General features: G+C 49.8%; 9 protein-coding genes. 3 read left to right on the top strand and 6 right to left on the bottom strand.

Going from position 1 to position 15,061, the window contains the following annotated elements; all coding sequences use genetic code 11:
• Positions 1–76: 76 nt before the first annotated feature.
• On the bottom strand, positions 77–1,204 hold the full coding sequence (gene bshA / locus BLS44_RS06465; RefSeq protein WP_090389250.1) for an N-acetyl-alpha-D-glucosaminyl L-malate synthase BshA: 1,128 nt from the start codon (positions 1,202–1,204) through the stop codon (positions 77–79).
• A gap of 108 nt (positions 1,205–1,312) precedes the next feature.
• Here bshA and BLS44_RS06460 point away from each other — a divergent pair, with 108 nt between their 5' ends.
• Genes BLS44_RS06460 through BLS44_RS06450 form a run of 3 tightly spaced genes read left to right on the top strand, consistent with a single transcriptional unit; the run spans position 1,313 to position 4,201 of the window.
• The gene (locus BLS44_RS06460; RefSeq protein WP_090389249.1) at positions 1,313–2,686 is read left to right on the top strand and encodes a M20/M25/M40 family metallo-hydrolase; all 1,374 of its coding nucleotides are present in this window, start codon (positions 1,313–1,315) and stop codon (positions 2,684–2,686) included.
• Positions 2,687–2,733: 47 nt separating this feature from the next.
• On the top strand, positions 2,734–3,678 hold the full coding sequence (locus BLS44_RS06455) for a sugar phosphate isomerase/epimerase family protein (RefSeq protein ID WP_090389248.1): 945 nt from the start codon (positions 2,734–2,736) through the stop codon (positions 3,676–3,678).
• 28 nt (positions 3,679–3,706) lie between these two features.
• Positions 3,707–4,201 (top strand): GNAT family N-acetyltransferase, encoded by a 495-nt coding sequence (locus BLS44_RS06450; protein WP_090389247.1) that lies wholly within the window; start codon positions 3,707–3,709, stop codon positions 4,199–4,201.
• A gap of 103 nt (positions 4,202–4,304) precedes the next feature.
• Here the strand turns inward: BLS44_RS06450 and BLS44_RS06445 are convergent, their stop codons facing one another.
• The 5 genes from BLS44_RS06445 to BLS44_RS06420 all read right to left on the bottom strand — a co-directional run bounded on the left by BLS44_RS06445 (position 4,305) and on the right by BLS44_RS06420 (position 14,914).
• On the bottom strand, positions 4,305–5,102 hold the full coding sequence (locus BLS44_RS06445; protein WP_090389246.1) for a hypothetical protein: 798 nt from the start codon (positions 5,100–5,102) through the stop codon (positions 4,305–4,307).
• A 218-nt stretch (positions 5,103–5,320) separates the two neighbouring features.
• Positions 5,321–8,113 (bottom strand): family 78 glycoside hydrolase catalytic domain, encoded by a 2,793-nt coding sequence (locus tag BLS44_RS06440; protein WP_218127703.1) that lies wholly within the window; start codon positions 8,111–8,113, stop codon positions 5,321–5,323.
• A 108-nt stretch (positions 8,114–8,221) separates the two neighbouring features.
• Entirely contained in the window at positions 8,222–9,511 is a 1,290-nt protein-coding gene (locus BLS44_RS06435; protein ID WP_090389245.1) for a hypothetical protein, read from the bottom strand.
• A gap of 445 nt (positions 9,512–9,956) precedes the next feature.
• Positions 9,957–11,606, bottom strand: coding sequence for a RagB/SusD family nutrient uptake outer membrane protein (locus BLS44_RS06425; RefSeq protein ID WP_090389243.1), 1,650 nt, complete (start codon positions 11,604–11,606; stop codon positions 9,957–9,959).
• A 41-nt stretch (positions 11,607–11,647) separates the two neighbouring features.
• A complete protein-coding gene (locus tag BLS44_RS06420) occupies positions 11,648–14,914 on the bottom strand; it encodes a TonB-dependent receptor (protein ID WP_176954336.1) in 3,267 nt (1,088 codons plus the stop codon).
• Between the last annotated feature and the right edge of the window lie 147 nt (positions 14,915–15,061).

Here is a 15,061-nt window from a genome sequence, read left to right as displayed (position 1 = left end):
ACCGGGAACTTGAAACTGAAACGCGCTCTCAGGCAAACGACATTGATTCCCTACTGACTATTCACTATTGCCCCTTTTAACAATCCTTACAGAACCGCCGGTAAATAGCCTCGTATTCCGGTATGATAGCGTCGATATTGAATTGCTGTGCATGTTCAAATGCGTTTTGCTTGAACTGCTCCAGCGTATGATCATCCTTTAATATAAAAAGGGCTTTTTCACTCATCGTGGCCACATCCCCCACGGCCGCAAGAAACCCGGTAACGCCTTCTACATTCACCTCTCCCAGTCCACCCGCATCGGTAGAAATGACCGGCACCCTCGACGCCATTGCCTCCAGGGCTGCCAGCCCAAAACTCTCGTATTCAGAGGTCAGCAGGAACAGGTCTGCCACGGCAAAAATCTCTTCCATTTGCTCCTGTTTTCCTACAAATACCAGCTTGTCAAAAATACCCAATTCCCTACCTTGTTCCTCCGCCGTTTGCCGTTCGGGGCCATCCCCCACCAGTAACAGTTTGGCAGGTATTGTTTTCTGTACTTCATAAAACACCTTTACCACATCCTGCACCCTTTTTATCTTGCGGAAATTGGAGGCATGCAGCAGGATCCGCTCCCCATTGGGCGCCAGTACTTTTTTAAATGCATCCAGCGGTTTATGATTAAAGCGCGTTACATCAATAAAATTATAGACCACTTCAATTTCCTTACGGATATCAAAGTTCTTATAGGTTTCCTCCCGCAGGTTGTTTGACACGGCAGTGATCACATCACTCTGGTTAATAGAAAAAGCCACCACCGGGGCATAGGTCTTGTCGCGCCCCACCAGGGTAATATCGGTGCCGTGTAGGGTGGTAATAACCGGTATATGCTTACCTTCCGTTTCCAGGATCTTTTTGGCCATATAGGCCGCAGAGGCATGCGGAATGGCATAATGCACATGCAGCAGGTCCAGGTGATGATTCTTGATCACATCCACCATGGTGCTGGCCAGCGCCGTTTCATAGGGCGGAAAATCAAATAACGGGTATGTAGGCACCTGCACCTCGTGATAATAAATATTGGGAATAAACCCGTTTAACCTAACGGGCTGCTGGTAGGTAATAAAATGCACAAAATGGCCTTTTTCAGCCAGTGCCTTCCCCAGCTCGGTTGCCAGTACACCGCTTCCACCGTAGGTAGGATAACAAACGATTCCAATTCGCATACCCAAAGATATGTTTTGCTTTGATAATTACAGATCCGTTTCTTTGATCTTAACTTTCAGAACCGGATCATCGGTAAAATTTTACCTTTACAGAAAACAAATAACAGCATGGGCAAAAAATTGTTTTGGATCGCAGGCCTCTTTTTTTCGGTTAACCTGCAGGCACAAACAACGGATGAGGTGTTGATCCGGAAAATTGCAGATGAAATACTGGTGAACAGCAAAGCTTACGAGAACCTGAGAACGCTGACCAAGACCATCGGAGGGCGGCTGGCCGGATCGCCCCAGATGTACCAGGCAGAAGAATGGGGATACCGGCTGCTGAAAGAAAGCGGCAGCGAAAATACAGTTAAACAGGAATGCATGGTTCCCCATTGGGTACGGGGGGGAACCGACCAGGCAACAGCCTTGCTGACCAATGGAAAGAAAAAAGAGCTGGACATACTGGCCCTGGGCAATACCGAGGGTACCGGCAGCGGCGGCATTAAAGCCCCGGTGATCCTCATTAACTCCTTTGAGGAGCTGGAAGCAAAAAAGGACCAGTTAAAAGGAAAGATCGTTTTTTACAACTATCATTTTAATCCCCGGTTTATACGAACCTTTGAGGCCTACGGCGATGCCGTGAAATACCGTACACGCGGTACTTCGCTGGCCGCAAAATACGGAGCCCTGGCCAGCATGGTTCGCAGCATGAGCCACAGCGTGGACAACAACCCCCATACCGGTGGCACACATTATGATACCGCCTACAAAAAGATACCGGCTGTTGCTATCGGGCTACAGGATGCAGACTGGCTGGCCGCGACGCTTAGCAAGGGAGACCCCATAATTATATCGCTCAGAACGATGGGGCATTTCCTTCCGGATGCCAAAGGGCACAATATTATCGGTGAGCTGAAAGGCTCCGAGTTTCCCAACGAGATCATTACCATTGGCGGTCACCTGGATAGCTGGGATATTTGCGAGGGCGCGCATGACGATGGCGCCGGCATTACACAGACCATTGAAATACTCCGGGCCTACAAAGCGATCGGCTATAAACCCAAAAGGACCATCCGTTTTGTGCTCTTTGCCAACGAAGAGAATGGAGCCCGTGGAGGTATTCAATACGCGGATGAAGCGGCCAAAAACCGCAATGAGACCCACCTGCTGGCCCTGGAAAGCGATGCAGGCGGGTTTACCCCCAGGGGCTTTGGCGTTACCTGCAATGATGCACAGTTTGCAAAGCTAAAAAGCTGGAGCCCGCTCCTGGAGCCCTATGGAGCCGGCCAGTTCACACGCGGTGGCGGCGGTACAGATGTTTTGTTCATCCACGAAAAACTAAAGGTCCCCATGGGAGAACTGTTACCCGACTCCCAGCGGTATTTCGACATCCACCATGCCCGTTCGGACGTTTTTGAAGCCGTGAACAAACGGGAACTTGAACTGGGTGCCGTGAACCTGGCCGCACTGATCTACCTTGTTGACCAGTATGGGTTCTGAGTACCTGGCCATTAAACAGCTTGCATTTTTTCATCAAAACTTAAGAAATGAATCGTAGAAAATTTTTAGGCGCCGGCGCCGCTGCCGGGTTGGCAGGCGTTCTTTCCCCCGCCGGCGCATCTGCCCAAAAACCGGTTAACAAAGAAAAGCGATACCAGGGCGGAGCCAGCCCCTGGCCGATATGTTTGGATACCGCAACCATAAGGCCTGCTACCCTCACAGAGAAAGTAACCATTGCGGCTAAAGCCGGTTATGACGCCATTGAACCCTGGGATGGAGAACTGGAGGAGTACGTAAAGAAGGGCGGCAACCTGAAGGAGCTGGGAAAGAAAATTAAGGACCTGGGACTGTTCGTACCCAGTGTGATCGGATTGTGGAATGCGCTGCCGCCCACAAGGGAAGCCTTTGATCAATCGCTGACAGATACACGCAGGCGGATGCAGATGGCGGCGGATATTGGGGCAGCCCATATTCAAACCATTCCCAATACGGTGGGGGAACCGTTCGATCCCAAATGGGTGGCGCAACGCTACAAAGAGATCATTGAAATCGGTTTAACGGATTATAACATTGCCCCGGCACTGGTATTTGTAAAATACTTTCCGTTAAAAACATTAGGCCAGGCGATGGCGATAGCTATGGATGCCAACCATCCCAAAGCAATGGTCATACCCGATGTATACCACATGTACATCAGTGAAGGCGGGTTTGAAGCATTAAAAATGGTGAATGGAAATGCATTTGCAATTTTCCAGTTCAACGATGCACCCGCTACACCGGCACTACCGGTGCTGGAAGATAAACACCGGGTTTATCCGGGGGACGGGATCCTTCCGTTAACGGATATCTTAAAAGATCTGAAAGCCTCCGGTTTTAAAAAATGCATTTCACTGGAAATGTACAATCCTGAATACTGGAAACAGGATTTACAGACAGTGGCAGCAACCGGGCTGCGGAAAACACTGGCGGTGATACAAAAAGCCGGGGTATGATTTAAGCCCTGTTATCAACTACTAAATTATGACGGGTATAACACTAACAGCAATAAAAGAAACGGACCTGCATTTTGTAAAACAGGTCTATGACTGGTACGTGCTTCATTCCACTGCCACCTTTCATACCGGGCCGGTAACCATCGCTGAGCTCCATGAATTTATCTATATCGGTCATCCGAGGTTCGGATCCTGGCTGATCCTGCATCAGCAGGAACCGGTGGGCTACTGCTACCTGACCAACTACAAAAAGCGGCAGGCCTATGATAAAACGGCGGAACTAACCATTTACCTGCGGCACGATTGCTATGCAAAGGGGATCGGGCAGGCGGCCCTGGAGCAGCTGGAGGCCTATGCGCGGGTATCCGGCTTTAAAAACCTGCTGGCCATTATTTCCGGCGACAACGACCGGAGTATTCATTTTTTTGAGAAAAACGGGTATTTCAAATGCGCCCACTTCAAAAATGTGGGTGAAAAGTTTGGAAAAGTGCTGGATGTAGTAGGATATCAGAAAGAAATATAAAATATTGAATATCCAATCCCGGACGCAAAAGGAACCACATGCCGGTTCCTGCCGGCACCTGTCGCTCAGGCATTAAAGAGCCTGGAGCTGCATTTCAATACCTTCAGGTAATTATCGTAGTACCAACACGCAAAAATCCCCATTTTCCCTTTACTTTTCTAAAGTAAATATCGGATGCTATTGCATAGCCGTAAGAAATGCGGACCATTGCCAGGTCCATGCTCTTATTAAAGTAAAAGCCTTTGAATATAACGGCATAACCCAAATGCCAGATCGATTCACGACGATTTTCTGCTATTATCTTTACCACACCTGGTGCAGACAGGTCCGGGAATAAACGATTTAAGAATTGAGCCCTTGCCTTGCCGTCAATAACAAAACCGGCATGCGGATCTTTCTTTGCAAGAAAGTCATTTAAAGGCTTACTTAACGTTGAATCAAAAATAAAATCATCAAACTGTACTTTATCTTTTCGTAACGGATAATTGGTGAAATCATAAATAAAGCGATCTCCTTTGATAGCGCTTTTTTCATTTTCTATGTCTGCGGCGTCCGTCACAACAACTTCCATAACCGGAGGGATAAACCTGTATTGATCTGCCACAGAATCATGTTGAAGATCCAGGTATCCGAATATTTGACGGTTCTTACGTGTTGTATTCCTGTCAATACAATACTGGTACATTATTTTTTCTAGTAACTCCGCGGTATTTTCACAAACCGGGTCGCCGGGCTTGCATGAAAAACGGTTTTGCGTCCTGTATTTATCAACGATGCCCGCTATGGCATCATAACGGTTTCCCTTAAAAGCCTTTTCCATTTCCACGGCAAGCTGGGAAAACGAAGACTTTGCCAGCACGGCGAAAATAAGCACAAAGAAAAAATGCCTGCAGTAAGCCATATGCTTCTTTTATTGGTGAGGTTATTCAAACTTTTTGCCGACGCAATATCCTGCTCCGGTGAGCGAAAAAGCAACCCGCTAAAACCGGCATGGCATCTGATCCGCTCAGGACCATGAACCATTAAGGCGTCTTTATTTACTTCCTAAAGTCAAAGCAGATTCAATATAAACAACACGCCCAAACTTTGTAAGCAAAGATCGTTTCCCCTGGTCCCGTTCTAAAAGCGGTACACGCCTGACTGCAGCTCATAAACCGTGCTCCCATTCATCTTTTCTGCGATCCGGATCACCCCTTCTTTTTCTTTAATATGCAATCCATCCGCATCCGCGATCTTTAACAGCGCCAGGCTGTTTGGCGGAATCTCCAGCTCCAGGTGAAGGATCCCATCTTTCCGGCTCCAGTTACTTTTGATATACCCTGCGGGTGATTCAAAACCTGCTTTTACCCAGCTTAGTTTTGAAGCTGCAATCTGCGGAGGTTGGATCACAAACCTTGTATAACCCGGCTGATCCACCTTGATGCCCGCCAGCCCGTCTATATACCAGGCCCCGGGGTATAAAAAAGAACTATGCAGCAGCGAATGCCCCGGCAGGTCCTTTTCCCACATTTCCCAGATCGTTGTGGCCCCGTTTTCCTTCATATATCCCCAACCGGGGTAATCGGTTTTGGAAGCCATCTCAAACAGCAGGTCCTGCCGGTTCTGCTCCCTCAATAATTTAAACAGCAATGCGCCTCCTGTTATCCCCACGTGAATATGCCCCTTCCGGCGTACCAGGATCTCATTTTCCAGCCGTTTCCACACCTTTCCCTTATAGGCCTCAGGCACCGCTTCTGCCAGCAGTGCCCCCACAAGGTTGCCCATAGAACCATCCGCATAGGAAGTGTCCGCTTCATTGAAAAACTTCTTATGGATCACATCGCTGAAAGCAGCCGCCTGCTCCTTCCATTTGCCGGCCCATTCTTTTTCACCGATCTGGCCGGCGATCTTTGCCGCTACCCGAAGGTTATAGATCCGGTAAAAGTTATTAAAACATAAGTTCTGGGGCGAATTGTTGTTCATGCCCTCCGCCGTGGCATTGGGCCAGAGCCAGTCGCCCAAAAAATCCCAGTTTCCGCCAAACCGCTGCAGCACACCATCCTTTGTGTTCGTTTCCAGGAAGGCAAGCCAGTTCCGGATCAGTGAAAAGTTTTTCCGCAGTATGGTTTCATCACCATACTGCCGGTAAAAATACCAGGGCAGTGTTACCACAATACCACCCCAAGCCGGTCCGCCTCCCCCCATATAAGTAGGGGCGGTATGCGGCAGGATACCTTTATGAAGGTGGCGCCCGCTCATTACGGCCTTCCTGGCAAATGCCGTATCATACATATTACCTACAATGGATTCGGTGCCGCTCACATCCCGCCAATCCTCCATCCATTTGGTGTACAATGCGCCTACATGATAGTTCAGCATCCCTGTTTCGCAGGTAGCATGCGCATCACCGCCATAGCCCAAACGCTCCCGCTGAGGACAATCCACAATAAAACCACCCAGTGATAGATTCTGGTAGGTCCAGCGCACGGTATTATAGATCCAGTTCTGCAGGCTGTCCGAGCAGCTAAATGTTGCGGCATCCTTATACGCCGTACGCACCTGCCACCCCCTGATATCGCTGAGTTGAGGCTCTTTTGTTACACCCTTTATCGTGATCCACCGGCCGGAACCATAGTTGAACCTGTTTTTAAAGGTCCCCTTCCCCGTTTTATCGAAGATATAGGCGCTGTGCAGACCAAAGGTCATGTCCATTTTCTCCCGTTCCGAAAACAAAAGATCAGCCCGATGTCCGGGCACTCCTTCAAGATTCACCGCGATCCAGCCTGCGAAATTCATCCCCATGTCTACCCTATATACACGATCACTGATCTTTACTACCGACACCGGCCGGATCTCTTCAAAAAGCCGGTTTTGCTCAACCTGCTGGGCAGATACCTGCAGCCCGGGCTCATAGCATGTAACCTTCTGCCAGTCATCATCCCGGTATGCAACCGTGTTCCATTGCGGCTCATCCAGATTTGCATCCCATAGCTCCCCGCCCATCCTGTTAGAGTTCCAGGTGCCCAGCAACCGGCTGGGACTGCTTTTCATCTTCCAGGTAGCATTGGTGCGGACTGAAGCAAAGGGCTGTACGGCCGGGGCCGGATCTTTTTGCTTATAGAAGTCCACCTGCGCCGCTGCAATAGGAGTATTGGGCCGGCCTTTTGTTACATAGGGCCCGTGTATCGACCAGGAGGTGCCCAGCCAGATAGCCACTACGTTCCGGCCTTTGTTCAGGTAGGATGTTATATCATATGAAACATAGCGGGCCCGTTTTGTATGATCTGTCACCGCTGTGGCCATCACATCATCCCCAACCCGTTTTCCATTTACGTATAACTCGTGAAATCCCACAGACGCCACATGCATCACGGCCTGCCCCGGAACCGCTGCCAGGGAGAACGATTTCCGTAACCAGGGATCAGGGATATTACAATCCTGTTGCGCCGGGTCAAAGACCACCGGAGAACCGATCCACGTAGCCTTCCACTCCCCGGGCATTAAAATACCGGTATGCCAGTACGCACTACGGCTCCAGCCGGAGACGTCGTTTTTTTCATCTTTAACGGCTACTTTCCAATAATACCGGCGATCTGAATGTAATGGCTTCCCCTGGAAAACGATCTGCCCCATCTGTGCAGACTCCTTCCACTCAGAATCCCAGATATCCCCGATATCGGCATTAAGTTTTTTCAACGAGCTGGCTACCAGCACCCGGTAAGCCGTTTGCTTTTGACCATACACGCCCTCTTTTGCACGCTGTAAGGTCCAGCTGAAGCGAGGCTTGGGGTTATCCAGCCCAACGGGCTGATCCAGGTATTCCACCTCCAGGTTTACGGGGAGCAGCGGAGCCTTTACAGCATGGCCCCACAGGGGAAGTAACAGCAAAAAGGCAGCGCATATTTTTAACATACGGGGCGTTGTCAGTATCATTTTATCGTTATCCGTTTTAAATGTCTTTAATAAATCCGGCAAAGCCGTCGTTCCCGGCTTCAGGGTGATTCATAAGCAATGCGCTGTTCAACGTTTTTCCCGGCGCATTTAAAATCCATTGAACCGGAACAGGCGTCCTTCACCCGGTGCGAAAGATACAGCTATTTTACCATTTATAACGGGCAACGGATTGCCGGTGCCGGTCAGCTTCGAAACTTCCTCAATTGCCGTAACAGGTGCATGAACGTTAAACGTAACCGTTACCGTATCCGCCAGCGACTTATTTACAACCATGGCATAGGACCGGTTCCCTTCGGAGGGATCCTGCATCTGCGCAATCAGCAGGTTCCCGGATCCCGGAGCCGGTTGCAGGTAATAAGCGCCGGGCAATGTTTCCGCACCCTGCGGGATAACCGCTCCGGTATGATATACCGCAGTAGCCTGCAGCTTAACAAGCTGTTTTCCCAGCGTCTTTGCCTCTTTATTCAACCGTTTAAACGGTTCATACAGGTCAGTGATCTGACCTCCTGTATTTAAAATAGCCGGTGTAAACCGCTCTGCCGTATTATCTGCCGGCCGGGTATAGGTAAACCATACCGGGTACTTAACCCCGTAAGCCAGGATGGAATACATATTGAACCGGAGCTCATTTTGGTTTGGCCTCCGATAGGCGCCGGGAATGCCCACAGATTGCAGGTAGGCTGAGGTCTTTATATTGTATTTAATTCCCAGCCTCCGTATGATATCAAGGTTCTGATAATAGGGCGCTTCTCTCAATGTACCGTCATCCATAAACAGATAGTTATCGAACGACAGGGATTTCAGATTTTTTGCTCCTGCCAGCTGTATCCATTTTTCCACGTAATCCTTCTCATAGTCGCGCCCGGCCAGCATGCCTGTGGCATATACAGGGTTCAGGTTCACATGCGGGATATGCGCCGGATCCTGCGCCAGCAGAGCCTTGTACATACCGGCCATCTGCTCCAGCTGTTCAATAGTAGGCTCATCTTTGATATAGTAACCGGCCAGCCCCTTATGGTGCTTATAGGCGGCTACCATTGCTGCAATACTGGCATTGGTGCCGTTTACACGCGCATCTGCTATAATGGAGCTAAGATGGTATTTTGCAGACAGGTCCAGGATCTTCAGGTTCTGTTCCTGGGTATAGGGGACCACATACTGCAGTATATCTACATGCCCGTCTTCCAGCAATTTGAATTGCTGATCGTTCACAAATTCCAGGAGCGGCGGCCAGTAAACGCCGATCAGGATATTGGTCGTGTCAAGATTTAAGGATACGTTTTCCGCAGGCGCCTTTGGCTTCAAAGGCTGGCTTTTACCACATGCTACCAATCCGAGCTGTACAACAGCAAATATGATCAGGATATTCTTTTTCATGTTTTTATTATTTCATATATCAATAAACCATGTTCCGGTACGGAGCATTAAAAATTGCCACAGAAGCACAGAAACCTTCCTGCTTCTGTAGCCAGTTGTTTTTTCTTTAAGAAAGCATTAGCGATGCACCGTTGATGTCCTGCATCGATCCCGATATATCGCATACGCGCCAAGCTTATATTACCGGTGCGCTGCACCTCCATTCAACCCTGTTTTTGTTGCTAATAAGAGCAACGAGGCACTGCAGCTTTTACCTTTCAACTCTTAAACCCGCATCCGATAGCTATTGGGACAGAAAGACATCGACCCTGCTTTCGTTGATAATAAACGTCAGGTTCATTTGCCCCTGGAAGCTGCAGCGCAGCGCTGATCCTATAAGTAAGCGATACGGCCTGCCAAAGGGTGAGCCCGGCATCCGCTATAAAAACGTATACCGGGCATTACCCTAGTACCCTTCGTTTTGCGTAAGGGCCGGCTGCTTATTCAACTCACTCTGGGGGATCGGGAAAAGATCAAAAGCCGGTTTATAGATCCGCGTTTCAATCTCGTTATCCCAGTGTTTCTTGGCTGGGCCGGAACCATCAATGATCACGCCCCGGGCTTTCAGCATCACTTCGGTACCAATGCGCCAGCGGCGGATATCCCAAAAACGCTGGCCTTCAAAAGCCAGCTCCACGCGACGCTCATTGCGTATGCGCTGGCGCATTTTTTCTTTTGACAGACCGGCGGGCAGTGCGGGCATCCCCACACGGGTGCGTACCTGGTTTACTGCATCATATACGCTTTGATCAGGTGCATCCAGGTACTCATTCATGGCTTCTGCGTAGCACAGTAATGTTTCTTCAAAGCGCATAAAGATCCAGAAATGATCGCCAACGATCGCATTAGGTGTAATGCTACCCGTTTCATCAACGGTCTTGCGCAGGTAAAACCCTGTTTGTGTGCGACGCTCACCGCCCCAGCGCTGCTCATCATTTCCACCCGGCGCATTTAGATAGGTCAGTACGGGACTTCCTTTAAATGCGCTGCCATCATGAATAATGGATAGATAAAAACGAGGATCGCGGTTCGCGTAGGGATTATTAACCGCATCATAAGAGGGATCTTCCGTAATGGGCAGCCCGCTTGATTTCATATCATAGGCATCCACCAGGTTCTGCAAAGGTTGTACCCTTGCCTGCCCGCCAAGGCTTGGAATAAAATTAAAATGCACCCAGTCCGTTTGATTGATATTCGACTGGAAGATGATATTCCTTGCCGTGCGCTTATGCATCAGTCCGGCATAATCCGCATCTACCTGGTAATAGTTCAAATCCGCTACAGCACGGGCTGCGTCTGCAGCGCTCAGCCATTTGGCTTTATCCTGCGAGGGGTTATGCAGTAAACTGGCTCCAAACAGCAATGCCTTGGCCTTCAGCATTAGCGCGGCTCCTTTTGTAGCCCGTCCCCAATCTGTTGCGCTATGTTCCACCGGCAGCAGCTGTGCGGCTGCATCGCAATCCGCGGCAATAAAATTTACGGTCTCTTCTGCAGAATTCCGCCGGAGGTTCAGGCTGTCTGAAATATTCAGCACGCGGTCCACAAGGGGCACGCCGCCGTACCGCTTAAACAGCTCCATATAGAAGAATGCCCTCAGGAAATGCGCTTCGCCGATCATGCGCTGTTTGCCGGAAGCCTGGGTACTGTTCTGGGGGGCCAGCATCCCGATCTTTTCCAGGAACAGGTTGGCTTTGCGCACACCTGCATAGAAGTCGTTCCAGCGGTCCAGCGGATTATTGCTGGCGTTGAAGGTACCCTGGGTAAAGATTTGCGGCCCGTTGGGGTATTGCACAGAGCAAATGGCTTCATCACTGGCCGCCGCATAAGAGAAGGTCTTATTGGTTGATTCTGCAGCCGGCCACCATTCAGAACGTTCAGCCATCTTTGCATAAATGCCGGCAATAAACTTTTCGGTTTCGCCATACCGGGTAAACACATCCAGCTCCGAAAGTCCGCCTACCGGTTCCCGCTTTAAATAATCATTGATCTTGTTACACTGGGTCAATAGCAGTACCAGTGCTAATAAACCGGTAACCTTATATATGAATCGTTTCATTGTACTTTTCGTTTACTTTTAAAAATCCTTTTGAACTGCTGTTAAAAGCTTACTGATAACCCGAAGTTAACGGCCCGTGTAGGCGGATAAACCGCTCCGTACCCGCTGTAGTTCTCCGGGTCAAACATCCGGGCCTTGGTCCAGGTATACAGGTTAATGGCATTGGCATACAGCCGCAGGGTGTTAAACCCGGTACCGTTTTGCAACCGCACATTCCGGAACGTATACCCCAGTTCCACATTCTTTAACCGCAGGTAACTGCTGTTATCCATAAAGAAGGTAGACCCCCTGAAATTATTGGCATTGGTTCCATAATGGAGGGCCGGGTAAGTAGCTGTAGCCGCTGTTTCGGGCGTCCACCGGCCCTGGTGTATATCCGCCACCTTTCCGCCCTGGAAAAATTCCCAGATGCCGGTGCCCTGCAGGTTCCGGTACACATTTCCCGCACCCTGGAACAGGATACTGAAGTCCAGGTTCTTCCAGCTGATGCCGGCCGAAATACCATAAAACACTTCCGGCACATTGCTGCCCAGCACGTATCCTTCATCATTTCCATCAATGACGCCATCCCCGTTCATATCCTTATATTTTATATCGCCGGGAATTACGGTTCCGAATTGTTTGGGGCTATTGTCAATTTCCTCCTGGTTTTGGAAAAAGCCCAATGACGTTAGCCCCCATAGCATTCCCAGCTGGCGCCCGGTGGCCTGCTGCCAGGGAATGAGGTTGGCCGCTTCATCAATAAAAAGCACTTTGTTGCGCACTTTCGACAAATTGGAGTTCACAAAATAGCTGACCGCACCGATCCGGTTCTGGTGATTCAGTTCCACTTCAAACCCGTGGTTATTGATCCGGCCCCAGTTTACCGTAGGCAGCTGACCGCCGCTGGCGCCAATAATGCCGGGCACTGTATTACGGGTAATAAGGATGTCCGTGCGTTTTTCATTAAAATAATCTGCCTTTACGGAAAACAGCGTGCCCCACAGGTTCATTTCAATGCCGATATCAGCCTTGGTTGATTTTTCCCAGGAAACATCCGGGTTGGCCATGGCTCCTTCTGCCGTTCCGGCTATGGCATTGGAAAGAGTGGTACCAAAAGGATAACCGGCTGCCGCTGCAAATTCCGAAATAAAGGGCCAGCGCCGGCCGGCGATCTGGTCATTGCCCACCATCCCGTAAGATCCGCGCAGCTTTAAAAACGTAATGGGTCCAACAGATTCCCAGAAAGGTTCTTTGGAAATCACATACCCTGCCGAAACAGAGGGAAAGAATCCATAGCGATTGTCCGGTGCAAAATTGTCGGTTCCGTTATATGCCCCGTTCATCTCCAGCAGGTATTTCATTTTATAATTGTAAGCAAGCCTTGCCACCATACCCTGCGAAACAAAGGGCACCTGGTTGGCTACAATATGCTGGGTGCGGTTTGCCAGCAAAAGGCCGGTAACATCATGATCCCCGAATGTGCGGTGATAATTCAGCGACAGGTCGATCCAGACATCGCGGTTTTGCGAATAGGTGGAAGCCGGCGCCTGCAGCGGCAGGTCTACCTGCGAGTAATTATAGCTGGTGAGGCTATCGAGCGGGCCGCCCACATAGGTGGCAATCTGCCGGGAAGCCCGGCGAACCAGGCTGTTTTTGAAATATCCGTCAAAGGAATAATGCCCCTTAAAGGAAAGGCCCTTTGTTATAAAATCCAGTTTGCGCTCCAGGCTGAACAAACCGGACAACGAGGAGTTGAATGCCTGTGTATAACCACTTTCATTCAGCAGCCAAAGCGGGTTAAATACATCGTTCCCTTTACTGTAATAACCCGTGGGCCATTTAACAGGGCCATAATTCGGTGGCACCTGCAGCAGGGTCCAAAAAATGTCTGCGTCCGTAAAATTAGGATTCCGTTTGTCTTCTATGGCACCGAATAAACTTAAGCCAATGGAAAAATCCTCATCAAAGTTGATGTCGATATTTGACCGGAAGTTGTAGCGTTTAAAAGCTGCATTGGGGTCATACAGGTCATTCTTCACTGCTTTATACACACCTTTTTGATTCAGGTACCCGGCATTTACAAAATAGCGTACTTTATCGCTGCCCCCGCTTACATTAAAATTAACACGGTCCTGCAGGCCCGGCTTCATAATTTCCCTGAGCCAGTCTACACTGGGGTATAACAGGGGGTCGTCGCCGGTTTTATAATGGTTGAGCGCCGCCTCATTATAAATGGGCGTACCATTCGGGTTATCATTATGCCATGCTTCATTCGCAAGCAATGCATAGTCATATGAATCCAGGAACCGGGGAACTTTTACCGGCTTTTGAGTGGCCCGCTCCATGGACATAGTGATCCGTGGCGTTCCGTTTACGCCTCTTTTGGTGGTAACAATAATAACCCCGTTTGCGCCCTTAACGCCATACAATGCGGTAGCCGACGCATCTTTCAGGATGGTGATGTTTTCGATCTCGTTTACATCCAGCAGGGTAATAGCGCTATAGTCCTTCTGCACCCCGTCAATGGTCAGCAGCGGATCCTGCCCGTTGGTGGTAGCCCTGCCCCTGATAAACAGCATTGCAGCATCATTTCCGGGTTCACCACCCCGTTGCAGCGAGATCAATCCCGGCAAACGGCCGGCAAGCGCATTGGTTAGATTGGCTGCGGGGCTTTGCTTCAGTTCCTTTGAACTGACAGATGCCGTGGCGCCTGTTTGCAGTTCCCGTTTCTGGGTTTGTCCAAAACCCAGGACCACCACCTCGTTCATCCCGGGGTCCGGGGCCCGCTGCAACACAACGGTTAACGACCCGTCTTCCGGCGCTTTGATCCGTTCCTCCTGGAACCCGATATAGGTGATCACCAATAGCGATCCAGGATCCGCTTCAATCAAAAAGGCACCCTGGTTATTTGTTTTTACAGCTCTTGAGCTTCCTGCCAGTGCTACCGTAGCTCCTGCCAGCGGGGTTCCGGCACTGTCGGTAACCACTCCGCGCACCTCAATGGGCAGAGGCTCCAGTGCCGTTTGGATCACGGGCGTTTTTTTTATAGAAATATAGTTGCCGGTTACTGTATAACTGAGCGGCCGGCGCAGGAACAACTCCTGCAGCACGTCTGTCAACGGTTTGTTCTTAACAGCAAGCGTTACCGGCGGCAGGTTTTCCAGCTGCTCCTTAAAATACACAAAGCGGTAACCGGTCTGCCTCCCTATTTCCCTGAACGCTTTTTCAATGGGGGCGCTTTTGAGCGACAGGGTTACATTTTGCGAGTGCCCGCTTGCGGCGGCCTGCAGTAAGACGCACAAAAGAAAGAATGTCGTCAATTTCATAATCAGCAGCAATCTTTTTAATTCCCTGTGCCGGCCTCCGGCACAAAACATTTTTTTTAAATCCATACATTTGCATTTGCTTGGGTTGGTGAAATAATACAGTCTCCTACGACCATTTATATTTGGGTCAGCCCGGGCTTTACGCCG

This window comes from Niabella drilacis (assembly GCF_900101395.1).
In the GTDB taxonomy this organism is placed as follows: domain Bacteria; phylum Bacteroidota; class Bacteroidia; order Chitinophagales; family Chitinophagaceae; genus Niabella; species Niabella drilacis.
This window is presented reverse-complemented; position numbering and strand designations above follow the sequence as displayed.